A 22,805-nucleotide genomic window follows, 5' to 3' on the forward strand; every position below is an offset into this window, starting at 1 on the left:
CTGTCCCCACAGGGCACTCGCAGACACCTGTGATAAAAATCTCACACAAAGGGAGCAATTTGCACCACGAAGGATGCAGAATTAGGATGGTCAAACTGATTATGTAGGGACAAAAGGCGTGAGTATTTCCCTCAGTTCATCCGACACCTGGTGCATCTTTGTCAAAAAGGCACTGTCTTTACCCACGTCCCCCTGTTCATAGGCAAAGGCCTAACCAATAAAAAAGCCTCCGTTTATCGGAGGCTTTTTTGGTAGTAAAATTTATCTTCAGGGTTATTTAAAGAAATAAGAAACACCCATCATTCCGCCGATACCATTAATCCCATGGTTATTTGAGGTGGTGTCCGCATTGGACATGTGATTGTAGTTTCCGGTGAGTTGGACAGACCATTTCTCATTAAGAAAACAACGCAACCCGACATAAGGGCTCCAAGTGAAGTTAAAGGTGGAACCGATATAGGCGGGCTTCAAGGCAGGATCCAAAAAGGCGAAGCCTGCATTCACACCGACAATCGGCACCCAACGGGAGTTTGGCTGCACAAAGTTATACTGGAGTCCTAACATTAATCCTGGGGCGATATAATCACCGGGACCATTTGAAAAACCGCCTCCATTCAAACCAAAGAAGAACTCCGTATTACCACGAAGGATGGAAGGACCTGTCGGGCTGTAAAGCATGAGTCCCATAAGGGCATTAGCCGTAAAATAGTTCAAGGCTGCTGGCTGGAAATAGCGTTGGTCAAATTGATGAAAACCACCCCATTCGAGTTTAGCTTCCCAATTCATTGAATCAAAATTTGAATCATAAGAAGCAACAGGTTTAACATCCGTCACTAAGGATTTCGACATATCCGTGCCAGCTGACACGTTTGCCACTGTCAAAATAACACCACAAAGCGCGGTGATAATACTTTTTGCCCTAATATTCATAATTTTCCCCGTTGGTTCAGTTTCGTCGAGATACTTAGTCAAGAAAGATCATATGACAAGAATATACTCAGAAAAACCTAAAAAATCATTTTTTTCACTTGATTTAGCATTAAAACTCCTCTTGTGTTGTGGGCTCTTGCCGCTTTAAACGGTCAACATGTGTTGAACGGGCGCGCAAAACAAAAACTTAACTGAAAATTCTCTCAACTCTCCTAACGTCAAGTTCGTTTAGATCAAAAGCCCGTCTTTTGAATTCCATATTTGAAACACAGTTGGTGGTGAAAAGAAATTTTTTAAGTTAGTTCTAGAAGAAAAGGTTACTCCCATGAAAGGCATGGAAGAATTACTCAGGGCCTCTGTAAAGAATTTCACAGAAGGCAGCATCATTACAGGCAGGATTCTCGAAATCCGCGGCCGCGAAGTCCTCGTCGATATCGGATATAAATCCGAAGGAATCATTCCCACCGACGAATTCGACGAACCCACCGAAATCAAAATCGGCGACGAAATCGAAGTGCTCCTCGAGCAACTCGAAGACAATGACGGCATGGTCGTCCTCTCCCGCGAAAAAGCCCTCCAGAAACTCAACTGGGACAAGATCACGAATGCTTCCACTGAAGGTGGCATCATCATGGGCAAAGTCAAAAGCGTTGTTAAAGGCGGACTCATGGTTAATGTGGGCGTGGAAGCTTTCCTTCCCGGTTCACAAATCGATATCGTGCCCCCGAAAAATCTTAATGATTATGTCGGCAAGACTTTTGAATTCAAGATCGTCAAGATCAATGAAGAACGCAAAAATATCGTCATTTCCCGCCGTGAATTAATCGAGGCTGAACGTGCTGAAAAACGCGCCAAATTCCTCGAAAGCATGACAGTGGGCAGCAAAGTCAAAGGCAAGGTCAAGAATATCACTGATTTCGGTGTATTCCTCGACCTCGACGGCATCGATGGACTCCTCCATATTACCGATATGAGCTGGGGCCGTATCAATCATCCTTCTGAAATGGTCAAAAATGGCGACGAAATCGAAGTCACCATCCTCGACATCGACCATGAGAAACAACGTGTCTCCCTCGGCCTCAAACAAGGTCAATCCAATCCTTGGGATAAAGTCGAAGAAAAATATCCTGTCGCCACGCAAGTCTCCGGTAAAGTCGTCAGCATCGCTCCTTATGGCGCTTTTGTGGAACTCGAACCTGGTATCGAAGGCATGATCCACGTGTCCGAACTGTCCTGGACAAAACGTGTGGCCCGCGCTTCCGATGTCCTGACTGTCGGCCAAGAAGTCAAAGCAGTCGTTCTCGGTATGAACAAGGAAGAACAAAAAGTCTCCTTGGGCATCCGCCAACTCGAGTCAAATCCATGGGATGCCATCGAGCAGAAGTATCCATCCGGCACCCAAGTCAAAGGAAAGATCCGCAATATGACCAGTTATGGTGCGTTTGTGGAACTCGACAGTGACATGGACGGTATGATCCACGTTTCAGATATGAGCTGGACCCGCAAGATTAATCACCCGAGCGAATTGCTCAAAAAAGGTGATGATGTCGATGCTGTTGTCCTCGAGATCGACCGCGAAAACCAACGTATCTCCCTGGGGATTAAACAACTCAGCGAAGATCCTTGGAAACATATCGAGCAACTCTACAAAATCGGTGATGTCGTCGCCGGTAAAGTCACCAAGATCGCTTCATTCGGTGCCTTTGTGGAGCTTAAAGATGGTATCGACGGTCTCGTCCATATCTCCCAGATCAGCGAAGACCGCGTCGAGAAGGTCAAAGACATTCTCAAAGTCGGGGACGATGTCTCTGCCCGCGTAATCAAAGTCGATAAGGAAGACCGCCGTATCGGGTTATCTATCAAGGCCGCTAACTATTCTGAAGAACAACTCCAGAAGGAACGCGAAGCCCTCGAAAGCATCAAACCCGGAGACGATCTCGCCTCCCTCGAACATGCCTTCGACCAAGCCGAGGAATTCCGTCCCGGCGAAAACAAGAAGTAATCAACCCTTCTTAATTATTAAATTCTCCAAAACCCGTCCCGATCACATCGGGGCGGGTTTTTGCTTTTGTTGAACAAACAGTCTGAAAAATAAGAAAATCCCAAATACCACACTTGCCCGCGTGACGGAATCCGTTACAGTCAAAGGTTCCATGACTGAACCAAAGATTACTCCTGAAATCATTTCCAAACACGGGATCACTCCTGATGAATATGAACGCATCAAAGGGATCCTCGGACGCGAACCTAACTTCACCGAGCTAGGCATTTTCTCGGTCATGTGGAGTGAACACTGTTCCTATAAAAACTCGAAACCCGAGCTTAAGAAATTCCCCACCAGCGCACCCCACATCCTGGTCAAGGCTGGTGAAGAAAATGCTGGGGTCGTCGATATCGGTGACGGCTGGGCCATTGCCTTCAAAATCGAATCCCATAACCACCCCAGCGCAGTCGAGCCATTCCAAGGTGCCGCCACAGGTGTCGGTGGGATCATTCGCGATATTTTCACCATGGGCGCCCGTCCCGTGTGTAACTTAAATTCCCTGCGTTTCGGCGCGATCGAAGGCGACAGTGCCACAGCCAAAAATAACCGCCGCCTCTTTGCTGGTGTCGTCGCCGGTATCGCCCATTACGGGAATTGTATCGGTATTCCCACCATCGGTGGCGAGGTCTATTTTGATGAATCCTACGAAGGTAACCCTCTCGTAAACGCTTTTTGTCTCGGGGTGCTCCGCCATGAGCAAATCGCCAAGGGTGCAGCCAAAGGCGTCGGCAATCCCGTCTTTTATGTGGGAAGTGAAACAGGCCGTGACGGTCTGGCCGGTGCGGCATTCGCCTCACGGGAGCTCACTGAAGAATCTAAGGAAGACCGCCCTGCGGTGCAAGTCGGTGACCCTTTCAAAGAAAAACTCCTGCTTGAAGCTTGCCTCGAGCTCCTCGCGGTACCCGATGCCGTCGCAGGCATCCAGGACATGGGCGCAGCGGGACTAACCTGCTCGACCTGCGAAACAGCCAGCCGTGGCGGCACAGGTGTCGAAATCGACCTAGCCAAGGTTCCTCAACGCGAACCCGGTATGACCCCTTACGAAACCATGCTCTCCGAGTCACAGGAACGTATGTTGATCATCGTGAATAAAGGTCATGAACACGTTGTAAAAAGCATTTTCGAAAAATGGGACCTGCCCTATGCGGAAATCGGGGTCGTCACCAATGACGGCATGATGCGCGTCAAAAACCACGGGGTACTCGTCGCGGAAATCCCCGCCCGCCAACTCGCTGAAGACGCCCCCATCTATCACCGCGAAGCCAAGGAACCCGCTTATCTGGCCAAAACCCGTTCCTTCGACCCGCTACAGATTCCTGAACCGTCCAATTACGAGGAAATCCTGTGTAAACTGCTCTCCAGCCCGACCATCGCGAGTAAGAACTGGGTTTACCGTCAATACGACCACATGGTCCGTGACGGTACGATTGTTCCTCCCGGCTCGGATGCGGCGGTCTTCCGCATCAATGAAGCCGATAAGATCATAGCCTTGGCTACTGATTGTAACTCGACCTACGTTTACCTCGACCCGTATGAAGGTGGAAAAACCGCTGTGGCAGAGTGCTGCCGTAATCTCGTTTGCTCGGGGGCGCAACCCCTCGCCTCGACCGATAATCTGAATTTTGGCAATCCCCATAAACCGGAGAATTTCTGGCAACTCCAAAAGGCCGTCGAAGGCCTTGCTGAAGCCTGCATTTTCTTTAACACCCCGGTGACCGGCGGTAATGTCAGCCTCTATAATGAATCCCCCACAGGAGCCATCGACCCGACCCCGACCATGTCGATCGTCGGATTAATCGATAACCCCGACCACATCACGACCCAATATTTCAAAAACGATGGCGACCTCATTTTCCTCGTGGGCGAACTCGGCCATGAGCTCGGCGGCACACACTACCTCAAACGTATTCACAATGCCAAAGCCGGTCATCCCCCACGCCTGGACTTTAAAAAGGAAAAGGGAGTCCAAGATGTCGTCTTGTCCCTGATCCGGGCTGGAGCAGTAAATGCCGCCCATGATTGTTCCGAAGGCGGCCTACTCGTGGCCTTGGCAGAAATGGGCATTTCAAACGGTGAAAATTTACTCGGCGCAAAAATCGCTCTCGACGACCACTCGGGACGTATTGACGTACTTTTCTTTAATGAATCCCAGAGTCGGATCATCGTCACATGTAAAGCTTCCGACGAAAGCAAATTGCGCGGGATCGTCGAAAAAGCCAATGTCCCCTTGCGTAAACTCGGAGAAGTCGGCGGCGACAAACTAGAAGTCTCCACCCACGGCAAACTATTTGTCTGGGATACGGAAAAACTGCGCGGAGCCTGGTACAACGCCATCAATCAACTGATGGCATAATACAGTTCTGACGAAATAAAGTGATTCAATCTTATTTCTGAAGTGTGCGCCTGATCTCGGCGATAACCGCATCTGTGATTTCCGGGAGCTTACCGTCGGGGCGGGCACCAGCGGCGGCGGGATGGCCTCCCCCGCCAAATTTTCCGGCAATGGTATTCACATTGATGATTTTAGAATCTTTGGAACGCAGGCTGATACGGATTTTACCTTCAGGTTCTTCTTCGAAAAGGGCAGCAACAATGACACTTTCCACCGAGCGGATCGAGTCGATGAAATTTTCGTTATCCTCGGGTTTCGCCCCTGTATCGGCATACATTTTTTCCGTGATCTGAATGTAACCGATCTTTCCGTCATCGATAAATTCCACCGTATTAAAAACCTCTTTAAAGAGTAATAACCGGCGGAGGGGAAAGCTCTCATAAATCTGGCGGTTGATTTCGCCGACATTAATCCCCTTTTCTATCAAATCAGCCGCCACACGCATGGTTTTCGGTGTGGTATTTGAATACTGGAATGAGCCCGTATCGGTGGAAATCGCCGCATAAAGAGAAGTAGCGATTTCCTTGGTGACTATCCACCCCGCTGTCATCAGTAATTCATAAGCAATTTGCCCCGAGGCCGGTGAGGACGTGTCGATATAGTTAATATCGCCAAATTTCGTATTACTCTCGTGATGATCGATATTGATACAGAAAGGCTCAGGCGACTGCTTGGGTTCTTTCCTGAAATTCTTGATAAAATGCCGAGCTTTACCCAGACGCTCAAAGCTCGCACAATCAATCGAGACCACACAATCAAAGGCCGTTTCGATAATGCCCTCCAAGGAAATGATCTTATCCACATGCGGCAGGTAAAAGAATTTATCCGGTATCGTGTCAGAGCTCCAATAAGTAACCTTTTTGCCCAAGGCCTCCAAGGCAAGTCCCACTCCTAATTGTGAACCTAATGCATCCGCATCTGGACGCATGTGGGTCATCACCAGAAAATTATCGCGGCTCGCGAGTTCCTGTGTAACTTGCTCAAGGCTTGGTTTCATATTCAGCGTCCTCGTCCTCGCCTTGTTCCTCATCCGGAATCATATGATCGGCTTTTAAATCATCCAAGATTTGGACAACACGCACACCGCGTTCAGCGGTGGAATCGAGGATAAACTGCAAAATCGGGGTGTACTTTAGGATAACCTCACGGCTCATCAGCTTCTGGAGATTATTGCGATTTTTATTAAGCACTTTCAAAGCTTCGTGTTCAGCCTGGGGTTGTGTCCCGATCACACTGAAATAAATACGGGCATTATGCAGGTCCGGCGCGACATCAACATCGGTAAGGGTAATCAAACCTAGGTCAAAATTCACCTCTTTGCGGATGAGATCACTCAAGGAACGTTTAACTAACTCATTAATTCTGACCATTCTATTTTTCATAGGAAGGATTCCTTTCTATCAATCTCAAGTGGCATCCCGGTTTCACACTTCTCACCGGGACACCAAGGGAAAGTAACTATAGCTTTTGGGCGACCTTTTCAAGGATGAAGCATTCGATCACGTCGCCTTCCTCATAATCATTATAACCTTCCAAACGGATTCCGCACTCTAAACCGGCACGTACATCCGTCACATCGTCCTGGAATCTGCGCAAGGTATTAACGGCCCCGATGTATATCTGTAATTTACGGCGGAGAATACGGGCTTTTCCTGACCGGCTAATCCGTCCATCGGTAACCACCGTACCGGCCACTTTTCCGCCCTTGCTCATTTCAAATACCTGCTTGATCTGGGCGTGTCCAATGACTGCCTCCCTGATTTCAGGGTCGAGCTTGCCGACGAGGGCATCTTCGACCTCTTGCATTAATTCATAAATAATATTATGCAAACGGATTTCGATCTTCTCAGCTTTAGCTTTTTCAGCCGCACGTGTCTCGACTTTGACATTGAACCCAAAAATAATCGCCTCGGAGGCATTAGCCAAGATCACGTCCGTCTCGGTAATCGGTCCCACAGCATTATGCAGCAAATTGACCGTGATCTTTTCACTCTTGGCCTTTTTAAGCTGAGTTTCGATCGCTTCAGAAGAGCCCATGGCATCACATTTCAAGATGACATTGAGGGTCTTCTTTTGACCGGCAGCAATAGCTTCCATCAATGACTCCATCGATGTCGCCCGTGTGGTATTCTGGAGTTTACCCATCCGGAGATCATCAGCCTGTGTCTCTGCGAGCTGGCGGGCATCCTTCTCCGGCATGATTTCAAACTTCGCCCCGGCATCAGGCACCCCGTTGAGTCCGACGACTTTCACGGCAAAAGAGGGGCTGGCATTTTTGACATTCTTACCACCGTAATCTATCAAAGCTTTAATCTTGCCCCAGTGAGGTCCGATACGCATGGTATCCCCGACTTTGAGTAAACCTTCTTTAACAAGGACGGTCGCAGTAGCTCCACGGCCTTGCTCCACTTGGGACTCGATCACATTTCCCGTGGCAACACCTTCATCCCGGGAACGTAACTCTAACATCTCAGACTCCAAAAGAATACGTCCGATCAAATCTGTGATACCGATATTTTTTGTCGCGGATACTTTTACGACTCCGACATCACCGCCGAGCTCCTCATCCACAAGTCCTAACTCCATGAGTTGGCCTTGGACCTTGCTGATATTGGCCGAGGCAAGATCGACTTTATTCAAGGCGACAATGATTTTAACACCCGCGGCTTTTGCATGGCTGAAAGCCTCCTTGGTCTGGGGCATCGGACCATCATCGGCAGCTACGACCAAGACAACAATATCCGTAACATTAGCCCCACGGGCACGCATAGCCGAGAAGGCTTCGTGGCCGGGAGTATCCAAGAAAGTGATGTATTGATCCTCTTTTCTCTCGTTTTTAACGGTAATCGTATAAGCACCGATGTGCTGGGTAATCCCACCAGCTTCCCCGGCAGCAACACGGGCTTTGCGGACGCAATCCAAAAGGGAGGTCTTGCCATGATCGACATGGCCCATGAATGTCACCACAGGCGGACGGTGCGGGAGTTCTGCACGTTCCACAGGGACAGGAATTTTCTTATCCTCCACCTTCTGTTTTTCGGCTTCAATAATATGCTCTTTATGGGCGACTTTGGCACGGCGGTCGCGGCCAAATTCAAAATGGTGTTTGGTACAAACGGTTTTCGCTTGTTCTTCAGTAATCGTCCCGTTGATATTCGCGAAGACATTGATCTCCATGAGATCACCGATAAGCTGGAAGGGCTTGAGACTCATCATTTGAGCCAATTCACGAACAATAATCGGGCCTTTAATATGGATATATTTACCATCCACTCCACTCTCGGCATCGTCAACGACGGGTGCCTCCACTACAGGAGATTCAGTGGCTGGACCAGCAGGGGTAGCTTCTGCTATTTTGAGTGATTCGGCTTCAATGACCTTATCATTTTCAATCTGGATCTTTTCATTCTCGCGGCGTTCGGAAGGTGAAGAGATTAAATCCAGAATCACCGGCTTTTTCTTGGGGGCTTGTGCCTCGGCTGATGTATCAGACTTAGGAGTATCTTCCCCGGTTTTTGGTTTATGGGAAGAAGAGGGCATTCTCCTCGTGGTCAGACCTGTTTTTTTAGAAGCCGCTTCGGGTTTTGACGCAGTCGTACGTGGAGACTTTGGTTTTTCGGCCTCGGTCTTCTTTGTTGTTTTAGTTCCTTTGACTTCTTTAACAGGCATGATGATCTCGATTCTTTAATTCCTTATTTCTTGGATATTTCGATGGCTTTTTCGCGGATTTGTTTGGCTTTCTCCGCGGTCAGGTCAGCCGCTTCCATTAAATCATTTTCTTCCGTATCGGCAATCATGTCGATCCCGTGGAATCCAGCCTTTATCAAACGGCCTGCACTCTCTGCATCAATCGACAGCGCTTGGGCGATTTCAGCGGTCGCTTGGGCGACGCGTTTGCCAAACTCATCCGTAGTAGAGGTGTCTTTTTCGATATCCACTTGCCAACCAGTGATCTTTGAGGTCAAGCGGGCATTAACACCGCGTTTACCGATAGCCACCGAAAGCTGGTCTTCATCGACTTTGACTAATACCCTTTTATTTTTCTCATCGATTTCAATCGTCTTGAGTTTGGCGGGTTTAAGCGCTTCAGGAATGAATTCCCGAATATTAGGATACCAGCGGATAATATCCACCTTTTCATTATTCAGTTCACGGCAAATATTTTTCACCCGGGCTCCACGGACCCCGATACAGGCCCCGACCGGATCGATCTTATCGTCGCTCGAGTGTACGGCCACTTTCGTGCGGAATCCGGCTTCACGAACGATTGATTTAATCTGGATCGTGCCATCATTGATTTCAGAAACTTCGAGCTCGAATAAACGGCGGACAAACTCCGGATGACTCCTGGACAGAATAATCTGCGTATCACGGTGGGCTTGTTGATCCACCCGTAATACCAGCCCTCGGATACGGTCCCCGACACTGTAATCTTCCGTAGGAACCCGTTCATTCGAAGGCATAATGGCCTCAAATTTACCGAGATCCAAGATAACATCCATCCGTTCAAAACGGCGCACTGTCCCGGTAATCAAATCACCTTCACGGTCTTTAAATTCTTCAAAAATCTTCTCGCGTTCGATCCCGCGTAAACGCGCCATCATCGCCTGTTTAGCTGTCTGGCTGGCAATACGGCCAAATCCCGCAGGAGTGACCTCAAGATCAATTTCATCCCCTAATTTTACCTCAGGATTTGTCTTGAGTGCCTCTGTCAAGGAAACTTCCCCATTTTGGTTTGTTACCTTTTCGACTACAACGAGTTGCGCAATAGCACGGATGGCTCCAGTCTTGCGGTCAATATCGATACGCAAATTCCGAGCAGGTCCCACGCTCTTTTTCGACGCTGAAAGTAACGCGTTTTGAATCGCTTCAATCAATACTTCGCGATTAATTCCGCGTTCTCTTTCCAAATAATCTAGTCCGGCTATTAATTCTGCATTCATGATATATATAGTCCCTTAAAAACAAAAAAGTGGGTTCACACTGAATCCCACCTCTCGACGAACAAAATAGCATATAGAAACCAGCGAAAACCGTCAAGGCTTACTTCAAACAATAGTCAATATATTATTCAAAATTCTCCCCCTATCATTTTCCTACTGATTGACGGCAACCACCCAATTGGTTATATCTTTGCGCATGCCTAGTTTTGATATTGTCTCCAAAGTGGAAATGCATGAGGTGGAAAATGCCCTTGCCCAAGCCAAAAAAGAAATTATTACCCGTTTTGACCTCAAAGATGCCGCCCCGGAGGTCATCCTTGATAAGGAAACCATTAAACTCAAGGCCAAAGATGAGTTCAAAGTCAAAATCCTGCGCGAGATCATGATTGGTAAACTCGCCAAACGTAATGTCAGCCTCAAAAACCTCGAACAAAAACCCGTCGAGAATTCCCTTTCCCACAGTACCGCCGACATCCTGATCAAACAAGGGATCGATCACGATAAATTCAAAGCCATTACCCAAGACATCCGCGACTTAAAACTCAAAACTACGGCTAAATACCAGGATCAACAGATCCGCGTCGAAGGCAAAAGCCGTGATGACCTCCAAGCCGTCATGGCCATGTGTCGGGCCAAAGACTTCGGCTGCGCCCTCGGGTTTGTCAATTTCAGGGATTAAACAATCCTGATAGAATAATCGCATTATCCGCTGAGCACAGGGATGAATTCTTTTGATAGTGAATACAAGAGGGACAAATGGTGGGCGTAATAAAATTTCCCCCTGCGAAAAAAATGTCCTGTGCAAATTGCTCTGGGGAGTGTTAGGGTATATCAATAACTTTTCTTTTACTATGACCAATGTCATTGCCCTGACTCAATTTATCATTATCTGTATCGGCACATTTGCTGTAATGGTACTCCAGAAAGCCGCTTCTGCTGATGTCCTTTCACGGCAAAACCCTGAGTATTTATCCCCTTTTCTTGCCCGATATGGTTTTTTTATGGTCTTAATCCCCATTGTCTGGACGATGTATGCGATATTATCCGACAAGGTAGGGAAAAATATATTTTCGTTAAAATTTGCCCAAGGCGTGGGGATTGTCATGATGATCCTGCTTTTCCTTGTTTATTTCTATACGATCTTTTTCCTTTTTTGATCCCACTGTGCACGAAGGTATTTGACTGTGCTGTCTTCTGAATTCGTTCCGATGACCTCTTTGGCAAAATGTTTGACCTCCTCAGGGGCATTACCCATCGCGGCACTGTGCCCGGCCATGCGGAACATCGGTATATCATTAGTCTCATCCCCGACCACAGTGACATGAGCCATGTCGAGCCCGACCATCTTGCATAAAGTCTCCAGCCCATGCCCTTTGGTCGCAAAATAATCATGGATCTCGATCCACCACCAGCCCGGCCCGTAAGGGTCTTCATACATGTGGGCGCGCAAACTCTCGGAGTGATTTGCCTCCACCCACCGCAAAATGCGTTCAACCGCCTGTTTCGGGCCTATCGTCGTAATACAAACAGGCTGGATGAACTCCCCCACCGTCAGCCGAGGTACCGCGCGTAAACGTGGATCACCCTTCGCCTGCCGGGCCTTGAGCCAAACAGCAATCCGCTCATTTGAAGGAGGAGCATGGAACATCAGGTCCTCTGTCCCGTCGTAACAAAAGAAAAAAGGCGAGATCCCCTCTGAGAGTGACTTTTCGATGACTTGCCCGGTAATTTCCCTGTCCATCGCCTGGACACACAAATGTTTGCCCGTATGGAAATCAGTGATATAGGAACCATTTTTCTCGACCACGGGGAATTCAAAGGGGATCCCCTTGATGACGTCATACATTTCGATTAATCCCCGGCCACTCGCGACGGTAAAAGGCATCCCTTCCCCGAGCAATTTGCCTAGTTCATCACGGCTGTAATCGGTTAATTGTGCTTGAGGATTGATCAATGTCCCGTCGATATCCGACACAAACAGGAAGTCATGCTTTAATTCACACGGGAAACTCATATATCCGCGCGATAAAAGGCCAAATGCCCAAGGAGGGCAATGGAAAAATTCATCTCTGATGACGAATCCCTCACCCCGGCACGGTTTCGAGACTGGATACCCTCCTGAAGGCATGGGCCGTGGATGATCCCCAGAAAACGCCAAAGCCCACGCCCTGTCAATCGCCACTCAGAGGTGTAAAGACTGTTTCCCTTGCCCGGCCAATACATCACTCATCGATTACAACGGCCAGATACAGATGGGATAAAAGCCGGATAATCTATGCCCGTTTTAAGCATGACAAAAAGGGTGCCGTCATCCGAGGATCACGAAAGAGTCTTTTCCTTTCTCTTTAACCACAACATCCACCCCACGGCAATCAGAAGACCTGTTAATCCTCCGATATAACCGGCATTATGAATATAGGCCACACACACAAAGGCCGGGATATCCGTGACCCCGAGGATCGTACACATACTCGACCAGTTCGAATAATCACTGGTATGATGCTTCCTGAGGAAATACCCAACAGTCCCGAAAACAAAGGCCATCGCGATAATCATCAGGAATCCTGCCAGACACCGCCGGTACACATCAGACACGGGCCAAAGAGGAACTTTGATGCGGGCCAAAAACCAGCCCGAGAAAAAACCGACCCACCAAGTCGCCAGAAAACCAATCTCCCGCACATAGACCCTCACGGGCAAACCAAAATCAGCATAATTGAATTGTTCGAATTTTCAACCGCGTAAAATACTCCAGAGAAATCGTGTAGATGACTTGGTCATGCAAAATGCCATAACCACCCGCGACCACTGCACCCACACAGGCAATTGCTAACATCCGGGGAAAGAGCTTGAAATCAAACTGAGGGAAAAAGAAATTCATCCACCGATCCTGACTAAATCTTTTTTTAGGCTTGGCTGTGGCCGGTGTCATCGGAAAGGGCGACAGCGAGTCCTTGCCTACGTTTCGATACAGCCCAGTCACGGTCGGGATCTTCCATATCGAGGCGGATCATCCCACCTTTGAATTGGGCGGCGATTTTCGCATACTGTATTTCCTGATCGGGATCGGGATACTTCCATTCGTGCAGGTAATAAATTTTAATAATTCCGGCCTGGAGCATTTCTTTGGAGCAACCGAAACACGGCTGCATCGTCGTATAAACAGCCCCCCCGGCCACTGAAATCCCAAACCGCGCCCCCGCCAACAGGGCATTTTGCTCGGCATGGACACAGATACACAAGTCGTAACCTTTTCCCGCAGGATACTTCTCACGGTTCGAGCACCTTTCACACCCTCCATCTAGGCAATTCTCCATTCCTACCGGGGTACCGTTGTAACCTGTGGACACAATCCTTTTATCCAAAACTACGATTGCCCCCACGCGGCTCCCCACGCAATTTGCGCGTTTGCGTACCGCCATGGCGATTCCCATAAAATACTCATCGTGGTCGGGTCTTCCGTATTGGTCTTTAGACATAATGATTCACAGGATTGAACAGGGAAACAACGCCAGGGAAAAGAAAGAAATAAAATCAAACGAACATGGTTTAATGGTCCCCTTCGGGTCAAGGTTGGGATGATCGGAAACTTTTTTTTCCGGGAGCCGGATCAGCCACTCTTTCGGGCCGTCATACGCGGTATAGAGGCTTTTGTGGGCTGCCCATGACATATCCCCCGTACGCGAGAGTAATATTCGGTTACCCACGAGAGAAGGAATCCCAGCTTTAAATCCTGTTCCTCCTTTGACGATTACTTAGGGGATTCCCACGGGCGTGCCCGGCAATTGATAAGACACTTTTCCAACCCCGGATCAAGAAAAAGGAACAGAGGCCTGTACTCAAATGCCGCTGCGATTAGTCCGGCATAACAACCTTCTATAACCCATGAATCGGACCCCGCGCAAAATGCTCGGATATCAGTAATCCCCTCCCCTGCCGGGCGCGCAACCGTGATTTTCCCCGGCACTCATGCGACGGTATCTAGGTCCAGCACTTTCCCATGCCCTTCAGAGGACAAACGTTTTGCGAGTGTTGATTTTCCGAAACCCGAATTACCTAAGATAACAATTTTCATATTTAAAAAGATTCACGCACAGCCAAGCTCAATCAAGGCGATTTCCGGGCGGCAGTTAAAACGGACCGGCGGGGCAATCGATCCAAGTCCCCGATTCACATACATCCGGGTATTACCCTTTTGGAAAAGGCCTTGGGCATATTTATTCCCGTACTTAGAAGGAACGATGGGGGCGCCGAAAAAAGGAATATTCACCTGTCCCCCGTGTGTATGTCCGGAAAGAATCATGTGACTGCCGGGACGGTCCCACTTTTCGAAGGTATCCGGGTTATGCATCAGGACAATCTGAAATGCCCCCTGTGTCCCCGAGAAAGCCTTTTGAAAATCGAGCTTTTCGGTCCAGAGATCACCTAAACCCACAATCTCCAACGTTTGTCCAGACTCCTCGATAAGCGTATTTTTGTTTCGTAAAACAGTGACCCCTTCTTCGGTGAGTGAACGGGTGACATAATCACCATTAAACCAGTGGTCATGGTTCCCTAATGAAGCAAAGGTGCCGTAACGGGTTTTTGCCCGGCCAATAGCCCCCGCACATTCACTCATGAACTCCTCAACCTCGACCCCTTTGCCGTAAAGCTTCCTTTTTAATCCGGAAACATTCTGGCGTCCGGTAATATAATCCCCGGTCACCAAAAGTAAATCCGCGTGGAGGCTATTTACCTTTGCGACACAATCATACAGATAATCCAGTGAAACCAAATGACTCCTGTGCAGGTCGGTAATGTGCGCAAGCCTCATGCCATTAAAAGCTTTGGGCAACCCCACGATCTTTAAACTTTGCCGGGTCACCTCCACCAAGGTGGGTTCTACTCCTAACGTGTAGGCACTCCCTAAAGTAAAAACACCGGCTGTCCCAAGGCAAAGCTTGAGGAAATGCCTGCGCGGGAATCCCTTTGACGCAGGAGCAGTTTTTTCAGTCATGGAGTATAAACACAAAATGCCATGGAAAGTTTTTTTCTCCCCTGCAAACGATCAGACCTAAAGAAAAGCCCCATTGGTTTGGGCCAATGGGGCTGGTTAAAAACTCTCTTTATTTTATTTTTATGTGGGACACCCTTTATTCGATAGGAATAACCGTCTCTGCGTCTTCTTCCTCTCTTTCAGAGATGACCGGAGCGATCGCTTGGAGTTTATCCTCGTTATCGAGATTGACGAGTTTGACACCCATGGTGTTACGACCGGCCTCGCGGATATCCTTGACCGGGGTACGGACCATTTGTCCACCGACAGTGATGAGCATAATCTCGTCTTCGTCACGGACAGTCAGGGCTCCGACGACACCACCGGTTTTTTCAGTAGTTTTCATCGTGATGATTCCTTTTCCGCCACGGGATTGTTTGCGATATTCTTCAAAGTCCGTGCGTTTACCGATACCATTTTCTCCTGCGACAAGCAGGGTGGCGTCAGTGACAACGAGGGCTAATGCGACCACCGCGTCGGTATTTTCGAGGGAAATACCCCTGACGCCGGCAGCTGAACGGCCCATGGAGCGGACGTCTTCTTCATGGAAACGAATACTCATTCCCTCACGGGTGATCAGGACGATCTCATCATGACCAGTGGTCTGGCGGACCTCGATCAAGGCGTCACCTTCATCGATGCCGATGGCGATGATGCCATTCTTATTAACGTTACGGAAAGCCGAGAGTTCGGTTTTCTTGACAGTACCCTTTTGTGTGGCAAAGAAAATCTGCCCGGTTTGTTCCCAAGTCACATCTTCATTTTGTCCATTTTTCTTCGACAAGATACGGATGAGTGCAGCGACTTTTTCACCTTCTTTGAGCTGGAGGAGATTGGCGATACTACGGCCTTTGGATGCGCGGCCCATATCGGGGATCTCATGGACACGCTCCACATAGACACGTCCGGTATTTGTAAAGAACATCAAATAATCGTGTGTGGAGGCCGTAAAGAGATGCTCGACGAAGTCGCTATCTTGTTCGGTCTCCCCTTCTTTTGTGGTCATTCCGATCACGCCTTTACCACCCCGTTTTTGGGCGCGGTAACTGGATACATTGGTCCGTTTGATCAGACCATTATGGGTCAAGGTAATGATCACCCCTTCATTCGGGATCAGGTCTTCGATAGCCATTTCCCCTTCATCAGGCACGATTTGCGTACGGCGCGGGGTCGCATGTTTGTCGCGGATGGCTTTGAGCTCATCCTTAATGATGGTCAAAACACGGGATTCTTTGGCCAAAATATCCAAGAGATCGGCGATCGTCTTGACTAATTCATCATACTCACCCTTGATCTTTTCACCTTCAAGTCCGGTGAGTTGGTAGAGGCGCAGTTCCAGAACAGCATCAGCCTGAGCTTCACTAAAACCGTAACGACCATTAGTCAAACGCGCTTCACTCCTGATCATGATACCGATATTCTCGACTTGGGCACGGGTAAAGTCGAACCCGAGCAATTTCGTGCGGGCCTCATCACGGCTTTTGGAGCTCCTGATGATCTTGATAAATTCATCAAGGTTAGACAAAGCAATCAAAAAAGCCTCGAGGGTTTCTGCACGGGCCTCTGCATGCCGCAGCTCATACCGGGTGCGGCGAACGATGACTTCGCGGCGGTGCTCGATATAACAAGCAATCATTTCTTTGACATTGAGTGTCTTTGGCTTGCCATGGTCGATAGCCAGCATGTGGGTACTGAATGAAGTCGCCAGCGAGGTGTGTTTATAAAGATTATTAATCACGACTTTGGCGATAGCATCACGTTTAAGCTCGACGACCACGCGGGTGTTTTCATCGGACTCATCACGGATGGCCGAGATGTCGGTCAGCACCTTTTCGTTGACCAGCCCGGCGATTCGTTCCACGAGTGTGGCACGGTTTAATCCATAGGGGATTTCGGTAATCACGATCCGTTCCTTGCCGCCTTTAACCTCTTCGAGGCCGACGGTGCCACGGACTTTCATGCTGCCACGGCCTGTGGAGAAATAATCTTTAATCCCTTGGAACCCGATAATCGAACATCCCGTGGGGAAATCCGGGCCTTTGATGATTTTATTAAGTTTCTCGATTTTGATTTGAGGATCATCGATCTGAGTACAAATCCCGTCGATGACTTCACCGAGGTTATGAGGGGGCAGATTCGTCGCCATGCCGACAGCGATCCCGACACCACCATTAACGAGGAGATTTGGGAATGCCGAGGGCAAAACCGTGGGCTCAGTCTGGGTCTCGTCGTAATTTGGCTGGAAATCCACTGTATCTTTATCGAGATCCTCCATCATCACCGCACCGAGGTGGGTCAAACGGGCCTCTGTGTAACGCATGGCCGCGGGGGGGTCTCCTTCGACCGAACCGAAATTCCCCTGTCCGTCCACGAGCATCTCGCGCATGCTCCACGGCTGGGCCATGTGCACTAATGTCGGATAGATGGCCTGATCACCATGAGGATGGTAATTACCCATGGTTTCACCGACGATCTTCGCGCATTTAAGGTGCTTACGGTTCGGCTGGAGGCCGAGCTGGCGCATGGCGTAGAGAATGCGGCGCTGGGAAGGCTTCATCCCGTCGCGCACATCAGGCAGTGCGCGGGACACAATCACCGACATGGAGTAGTCGAGGAATGACTGCTTGATCTCATCGGTGATATTAATCGGTTCGATTCTTTCATTACGTGTAAATAGGGATTCTTCGGCCATAATAATTTTTGTAGTTTCTTTCTTAATCTTTCAATTCAATCAATCTTCCATTTTTAGGGCTTTTTTTAAGCATCCAGATTTCGGACATTCAATGCATTGTCCTGGATGAATTGGCGGCGAGGCTCGACGACATCGCCCATGAGCTTCGTGAACATCTCATCTGCGTGTGTCTGATCATTAATATTGATCCTGAGCAATTTGCGTTTCACTGGATCCATCGTTGTGCTAAAAAGCTCTTTCGGATTCATTTCTCCGAGACCTTTGAATCGTTTGATCTGGACTCCTTGGCGACCGATTTCCATGATTTTTTCGAGGATACCCGGTATGGAGAAGATCGGGTGAACTTTTTCTTTTTCACCGGTGCCTTCTGTGACTTCAAAGAGAGGCTTGTCCTGGGCGGAGTAATGGTCAAGCTCTAGACCTTTTTTGGAGAGTTTCTCTAAGAGATCCTTGATCGCCTTACTTTCCGTCAATGCGACATGGATACACCGGCGGCTGATCGCACCTTTTTCGGCTTTCTCTTGTTTTTCTTCCTCGTCTGAGGCCGGACGTGCAGAAATGCTCAGGTCAGGATTGTCCAAAGCAAATTGCGCGAGTGTTTCATCTGAAAGGAAATAATGAACCGTCTCATCATTGCCCTCACGGATACGCAGCAAATGTTTCGGCAAATCATTGGTCTTGTGGTCACGGGCATTTAGATAAGACTCAAAGTCACCGCCGTGACGGCCGATTGCACGGCTGTATTTATCCAGTGTCTCTAGGAGGACCAGCATTTCTTCGACTTGTTTGGCGGGGATTTCTTTTCCATCAGCCATATTTTTCAGGCGGATTTCCTCCACACCGAGCTGGATCAGGATTTTATTGAGCTTCGCATCGTCATCGACATATTCCTCACGCTTTTTGCGTTTGATATAATAAAGAGGGGGTTGCGCCGCATAGACAAATCCCTTCGCCACTAGCTGAGGCATCTGACGATAGAAAAATGTCAGCAATAATGTGCGGATGTGTGAACCGTCCACGTCGGCATCGGTCATGATAATAATCTTATGGTAACGAAGCCGGCTGATGTCAAAGGCCCCCTCTCCTTCACCATCACCGATTCCGGTACCGATAGCCGTTATCATCGTGCGGATTTCGTCATTCTGGAGGACTTTATCCAGGCGCGCTTTTTCGACATTAAGGATTTTCCCCTTGATCGGGAGGATCGCCTGATAACGGCGGTCGCGACCTTGTTTAGCTGAGCCACCGGCGGAGTCACCTTCGACAATGTAGAGCTCGCAATTCTCGGGACTACGGTCGGAGCAGTCGGCGAGTTTACCGGGGAGGCCTCCTCCACTCATCGCCGTCTTACGGACAGCCTCACGGGCTTTCCGGGCGGCCTCGCGGGCACGCGCAGCGGTGAGGGATTTCTCGATGATCTTTTTGGCAATCGGGGGATTCTCATCGAAAAAGCTCATTAACCCTTCATAGGTCGATGTAGTCACGACACTCTCCACCTCGGGGGAAAGGAGTTTGACCTTTGTCTGGGATTCGAATTTGGGATCACTATGCAAGATCGAGATGACAGCCGTGAGTCCTTCGCGGACATCATCGCCAGATATACTCGGGTCTTTTTCTTTGATCAGATTATTAGACTTTGCGTATTGGTTAATCGAACGTGTCAACGCTGTGCGGAATCCAGAAAGGTGGGTGCCCCCGTCGGGATTATGAATTGTATTCGTGAAACAAAGCACCTGTTCATTATAACTATCGTTATATTGGATCACTCCTTCGAAATGGATTTCGACTTCCTTTTCGGAATTCAGGGTCTTGGACTCCTTACGAATGACAATCGGCTTTGGATACAGGGCGACTTTGCTTTCGTTGAGCTGCTTGACGAATTCCACAACGCCGTCCTTAAAGAAAAATGTCTGGGCTTCACCGCCGCCTTCGCGCTCGTCCAAATAGACGATTTCTAAGCCCTTATTCAGGAAAGCAAGTTCCCTGAGGCGTTTGGTCACGATCTCAGATTTAAAAACAGTTGTTTCACGGAAAATCTCCGTATCCGGCATGAATGTAATCAGGGTCCCCGTATTTTTCGATTTTCCGATTACCTCGAGTTTTTTCATGGTTATCCCGCGTTCAAAACCCATGTGATAAACTTTTCCGTCACGGGAGACCTCGACCTCGAACCACTCGGAAACGGCATTCACGCATTTTGCACCGACCCCGTGGGTTCCCCCGGTGAATTTATAACCGCCCTGTCCATATTTACCCCCTGAGTGCAGTGTCGTCAGGACCAGCTCGACCCCGGGTAATCCACTATCCTTATTGACATCCACTGGGATACCACGACCAAAGTCGCGGATGGAGATGGAACCGTCCACGTGGACTGTCACCTCGACAAGGGAACCGTGTCCAGCGAGGTGCTCGTCAATGGAATTATCTAAAACTTCTGAAACGCAGTGGTGAAGGGCTCTCTCATCTGTCCCGCCGATGTACATCCCGGGTTTTTTCCGGACTGCCTCCAACCCCTTGAGCTGGCCTAGCTTATCCGCATCGTATGAGCCTTCGATTTTTTTATTGCTTGATACCGTTTCGTCAATTACTGCGTCAGTCTTTTCAGCCATAATGAATTATCTTTTTCGTGAAGTTTTTTGTTGGAAAATGTTCTAATGAAAAACCCTTAACCCCGCAATAGCAAATTGTTGCCCCTATACAATTAGCAATTAGTTGTGGCCCCGAGACACCTCACTCCTTATTAGTGGTGTTTTTTTAAGTAAATAGATGTAAAAAGAGACACTAAAAGAACCTCCCCCTATTCAACCGACCACTCTTCACACGCAAGACCTTCAATCCCTGCAAAATCTCTTAAGTGACATGTCTCCAAAGTCAAATGATACGTGATCGCCGTGGCCGCGATCAAAAGATTAAAAAGCGGCCTCGGTTCCCCATTTTTATTCTGCTACACCCGTAACCGCGCAAATTGCTCCGAGGTTGACTTTCTCACCTCACTCTACCCGATTTGGCGTACGCGGGCACTCTCCCCACATAATCTGTGACAATCTGCGTCCATCTGTGGTTAAAACCTTCTGTGTGTGTCTGTCGGAAGGCTGCATGTATCTGTGGATAGATCATCCCCCCTTGGCGAGCTTGCTGCGTTCGGAGTCAAATGCCCCCATTCCGCATTCGGCAAAAAAGAACATATCTCGACAATTTAAGTGTTTGATGCCAGTATTAGGTAGATGAATGCTCAATTTTTAACTGACAACACTGGCAATCGCACAGCTGTATTGTTGCCAATCGATGAGTATGAAAGACTGATTGAGGATCTCCAGGATTTAGCAGCGATCGCTGAACGACGGGATGAACCAACAATTTCTCATGAAGAACTTCTACAAGAGTTAAAAAAAGATGGCCTCATACCGGCTTGAATGGCGGCGATCCACAAAGAAGGATTTACGCAGAATTACTCCAGCCGATATTCCCAAGATTATCTCTGCGGCTGAGCGCCTTGCGGAAGACCCATTTCCTCCTGCTCACATCAAGCTCTCGGGAAGCGAACGAAGCTACAGGATTCGGGTCGGAGACTACCGCATACTTTATGACGTTCATTCAGGACGGCTCATCATCGAAGTTATCAGGGTTGGTCACCGGAAAAATGTTTACGAAAATTTAAGCCGAACCAGTCGCTGACACACAAAGCCACTTCGCGCTGAGTTTAAGGGTTCATCGGTGATCTGTACTGGAAAAAGTGGATATAAAATCCTCTTGCGCGTGACAATGACCCGATAGAGTGGTGCAAAGCTGAGATTTGAGGATTTTTCAGGGCAAATTGCTACGAGCAACCTGAACCCATTGCCCGCCCTGTCCGGCAATCGCGGCGGCGCGGAAGAACACCCCCTCCAATCAGAGAAAATCAGTCCGCGCAAATTGCTCCGAGGTTGACTTTCTCACCTCACTCTACCCGATTTGGCATACGCGGACACATTCCCCACATAATCTGTGACAATCTGCGTCCATCTGTGGTTAAAACCTTCTGTGTGTGTCTGTCGGAAGGCTGCATGTATCTGTGTTTTTCTTCCCCGTTTTCCAAAATTAACTCTCATCACCGAATATGCTTGAATTTAGGTCAACTCCCTATCACCAATCAACAACCCATCTCCCCCTTCTGGATAGGCAGAATTATTTCTGTCTAATACATATTAGGTAAAATAAAGATGAGCAAAGAACGTGCAGTCGTATTACCCGAGTGGCCTCAGCCTGATGCTCGCGCCCCGACCCCAGTGACGATAGCAGATGATACGACGCTGATAGTGCGTTATTGCACTCAGTCGGGAAAAGTTGCCGTTATCTACTTTCCGCTCTGCTTCGTCTTCACCTTCGGTTCGCCGAACGATGAGGCAGTGGAATTATGGATTGAATCTGGTGAGCCAGAGACACCGCAAAACTTAGAAGATAGGATTCTGGGGCTTGCCATTTGAAGCAGATTTCAGGAAAAGAACTGGCAAAAACCATCTAGAAAAAAGGATGGGTTTTGAACCGCATAAAAGGAAGTCACCACATCTGCACCAAGGCGGGAAAAAGAGAGAGGATCGTAATACCAATTCACGGAAACCAGTCTTTGAAGATTGGCCTCCTCCGATCACTCATGAAAATTGTCGATCTTACCGATAATGACCTTTAAAAGCCGAACAAGGCAGTGGAATCAGCCTCCGTGCCGTGCCTTGGCTTCTTCCGAACAGCCTTGATCCAATATCTCTTCATCTAAGCCCGCTACTTCTTCAGTT

18 protein-coding genes and 1 pseudogene are annotated in these 22,805 nt (G+C 48.6%); 8 read left to right on the forward strand and 11 right to left on the reverse strand.

From position 1 onward, the window contains the following. Positions 1-273 precede the first annotated feature (273 nt). Positions 274-930, reverse strand: coding sequence for an acyloxyacyl hydrolase (locus SGI98_01720; protein ID MDZ4742120.1), 657 nt, complete (start codon positions 928-930; stop codon positions 274-276). Positions 931-1,255: 325 nt separating this feature from the next. Between SGI98_01720 and rpsA the strand changes: the two genes are divergently transcribed. Together rpsA and purL are read left to right on the forward strand one after the other, a co-directional pair. Next, positions 1,256-2,932, forward strand: a complete 1,677-nt coding sequence (gene rpsA / locus SGI98_01725; protein MDZ4742121.1) for a 30S ribosomal protein S1 — start codon at positions 1,256-1,258, stop codon at positions 2,930-2,932. Between the two features lie 151 nt (positions 2,933-3,083). Further along, positions 3,084-5,327, forward strand: a complete 2,244-nt coding sequence (purL, locus tag SGI98_01730) for a phosphoribosylformylglycinamidine synthase subunit PurL (GenBank protein MDZ4742122.1) — start codon at positions 3,084-3,086, stop codon at positions 5,325-5,327. Positions 5,328-5,358: 31 nt separating this feature from the next. On the opposite strand, the gene SGI98_01735 is transcribed toward purL, so the two are convergent. The 4 genes from SGI98_01735 to nusA all read right to left on the reverse strand — a co-directional run bounded on the left by SGI98_01735 (position 5,359) and on the right by nusA (position 10,309). Continuing rightward, the gene (locus tag SGI98_01735) at positions 5,359-6,363 is read right to left on the reverse strand and encodes a bifunctional oligoribonuclease/PAP phosphatase NrnA (GenBank protein MDZ4742123.1); all 1,005 of its coding nucleotides are present in this window, start codon (positions 6,361-6,363) and stop codon (positions 5,359-5,361) included. Further along, positions 6,347-6,748: a 30S ribosome-binding factor RbfA gene (gene rbfA, locus SGI98_01740; protein MDZ4742124.1), complete on the reverse strand. Its 402-nt coding sequence runs from the start codon at positions 6,746-6,748 to the stop codon at positions 6,347-6,349. The genes SGI98_01735 and rbfA overlap by 17 nt, the downstream gene beginning before the upstream one ends. Before the next feature lie 76 nt (positions 6,749-6,824). Then, positions 6,825-9,035 (reverse strand): translation initiation factor IF-2, encoded by a 2,211-nt coding sequence (infB, locus tag SGI98_01745; protein MDZ4742125.1) that lies wholly within the window; start codon positions 9,033-9,035, stop codon positions 6,825-6,827. 23 nt (positions 9,036-9,058) lie between these two features. Continuing rightward, positions 9,059-10,309 carry a transcription termination factor NusA gene (gene nusA, locus SGI98_01750; GenBank protein ID MDZ4742126.1) on the reverse strand — a complete coding sequence of 417 codons (1,251 nt, stop codon included), beginning with the start codon at positions 10,307-10,309 and terminating at the stop codon, positions 9,059-9,061. A 196-nt stretch (positions 10,310-10,505) separates the two neighbouring features. Between nusA and SGI98_01755 the strand changes: the two genes are divergently transcribed. Then, positions 10,506-10,988, forward strand: coding sequence for a YajQ family cyclic di-GMP-binding protein (locus SGI98_01755; protein ID MDZ4742127.1), 483 nt, complete (start codon positions 10,506-10,508; stop codon positions 10,986-10,988). A gap of 58 nt (positions 10,989-11,046) precedes the next feature. Next, the gene (locus SGI98_01760; GenBank protein ID MDZ4742128.1) at positions 11,047-11,466 is read left to right on the forward strand and encodes a hypothetical protein; all 420 of its coding nucleotides are present in this window, start codon (positions 11,047-11,049) and stop codon (positions 11,464-11,466) included. Here SGI98_01760 and SGI98_01765 read toward each other — a convergent pair. From SGI98_01765 to SGI98_01790, 6 genes are all read right to left on the reverse strand, one after another. Further along, positions 11,442-12,323: an HAD family hydrolase gene (locus SGI98_01765; protein ID MDZ4742129.1), complete on the reverse strand. Its 882-nt coding sequence runs from the start codon at positions 12,321-12,323 to the stop codon at positions 11,442-11,444. The genes SGI98_01760 and SGI98_01765 overlap by 25 nt on opposite strands. 305 nt (positions 12,324-12,628) lie before the next feature. Beyond that, positions 12,629-12,991 (reverse strand): hypothetical protein, encoded by a 363-nt coding sequence (locus SGI98_01770; protein ID MDZ4742130.1) that lies wholly within the window; start codon positions 12,989-12,991, stop codon positions 12,629-12,631. 224 nt (positions 12,992-13,215) lie between these two features. Further along, positions 13,216-13,788: a dCMP deaminase family protein gene (locus SGI98_01775; protein ID MDZ4742131.1), complete on the reverse strand. Its 573-nt coding sequence runs from the start codon at positions 13,786-13,788 to the stop codon at positions 13,216-13,218. 608 nt (positions 13,789-14,396) lie between these two features. Continuing rightward, positions 14,397-15,305 carry a metallophosphoesterase gene (locus SGI98_01780; GenBank protein ID MDZ4742132.1) on the reverse strand — a complete coding sequence of 303 codons (909 nt, stop codon included), beginning with the start codon at positions 15,303-15,305 and terminating at the stop codon, positions 14,397-14,399. A gap of 136 nt (positions 15,306-15,441) precedes the next feature. Further along, positions 15,442-18,036, reverse strand: coding sequence for a DNA gyrase subunit A (gene gyrA, locus SGI98_01785; protein ID MDZ4742133.1), 2,595 nt, complete (start codon positions 18,034-18,036; stop codon positions 15,442-15,444). Positions 18,037-18,101: 65 nt separating this feature from the next. Then, positions 18,102-20,645 (reverse strand): DNA gyrase subunit B, encoded by a 2,544-nt coding sequence (locus SGI98_01790; GenBank protein ID MDZ4742134.1) that lies wholly within the window; start codon positions 20,643-20,645, stop codon positions 18,102-18,104. Positions 20,646-21,260: 615 nt separating this feature from the next. On the opposite strand from SGI98_01790, the gene SGI98_01795 reads away from it, so the two are divergent. The 4 genes and pseudogenes from SGI98_01795 (at position 21,261) to SGI98_01810 (ending at position 22,702) form a co-directional block, all read left to right on the forward strand. Further along, on the forward strand, positions 21,261-21,449 hold the full coding sequence (locus SGI98_01795) for a hypothetical protein (GenBank protein MDZ4742135.1): 189 nt from the start codon (positions 21,261-21,263) through the stop codon (positions 21,447-21,449). Further along, positions 21,430-21,711 carry a type II toxin-antitoxin system RelE/ParE family toxin gene (locus tag SGI98_01800; GenBank protein ID MDZ4742136.1) on the forward strand — a complete coding sequence of 94 codons (282 nt, stop codon included), beginning with the start codon at positions 21,430-21,432 and terminating at the stop codon, positions 21,709-21,711. Before SGI98_01795 ends, SGI98_01800 begins: the two co-directional genes overlap by 20 nt. 524 nt (positions 21,712-22,235) lie before the next feature. Next, the gene (locus SGI98_01805) at positions 22,236-22,499 is read left to right on the forward strand and encodes a hypothetical protein (GenBank protein ID MDZ4742137.1); all 264 of its coding nucleotides are present in this window, start codon (positions 22,236-22,238) and stop codon (positions 22,497-22,499) included. A gap of 50 nt (positions 22,500-22,549) precedes the next feature. Beyond that, positions 22,550-22,702 (forward strand): annotated as a pseudogene (locus SGI98_01810) (type II toxin-antitoxin system HicA family toxin). The last annotated feature ends 103 nt before the right edge of the window (positions 22,703-22,805 follow it).

The sequence above is a fragment of the Verrucomicrobiota bacterium genome, from assembly GCA_034440155.1.
Classification (GTDB): Bacteria; Verrucomicrobiota; Verrucomicrobiia; order JAWXBN01; family JAWXBN01; genus JAWXBN01.